At 51.4% G+C, this 590-nt stretch carries 1 protein-coding gene; it reads left to right on the top strand.

What is annotated here, in order from left to right:
• A partial coding sequence (locus GSQ82_RS07230; RefSeq protein ID WP_216847037.1) for an AMP-binding protein occupies positions 1-590 on the top strand: 590 nt, incomplete at both ends.

Here is a 590-nt window from a genome sequence, read left to right as displayed (position 1 = left end):
GCATCTGGCCTACATCATCTACACCTCCGGCTCCACCGGCGCGCCTAAAGGCGTCATGGTCGAACACAAAGGACTTTGCAATCTGGCAATTGCTCAGATCCAGAACTTCGCCGTCGATTCCAATAGCCGTATCCTTCAGTTTGCCTCATTCAGTTTCGATGCATGCGTGTCTGAAATGTTTATGACGTTTTGCCAGGGCGCCTCAATATACCTTCCTTGTAAAGGTGAGGTGTTGATGGATGACGTGTTGATGAGGCTATTCGCGCACGCTGAAATTACCCATGCCACACTTCCTCCGACGGTTCTAGGCACTTTGTCCCAAGATACGATTTCAAGTTCGGTTCAAACACTGATTATTGCAGGTGAAGTATTAAGCAATACGCTGGCTATCCGCTGGGCTCCAGGACGTCGTTTGATCAATGCTTACGGACCCACTGAAACTACGGTTTGCGCAACTACGCATGATTGCCACGCGGAGGAATGCGGCCCTCCCTCCATTGGCCGGCCGATTGCGAACACGCAGATATACATTTTGGATGGTCAAGGGGAACCAGTTCCTGTGGGTGTGGCTGGGGAGTTGTATATCGGCG

Source organism: Granulicella sp. L60 (assembly GCF_009765825.1).
GTDB lineage: Bacteria > Acidobacteriota > Terriglobia > Terriglobales > Acidobacteriaceae > Edaphobacter.
This window is presented reverse-complemented; position numbering and strand designations above follow the sequence as displayed.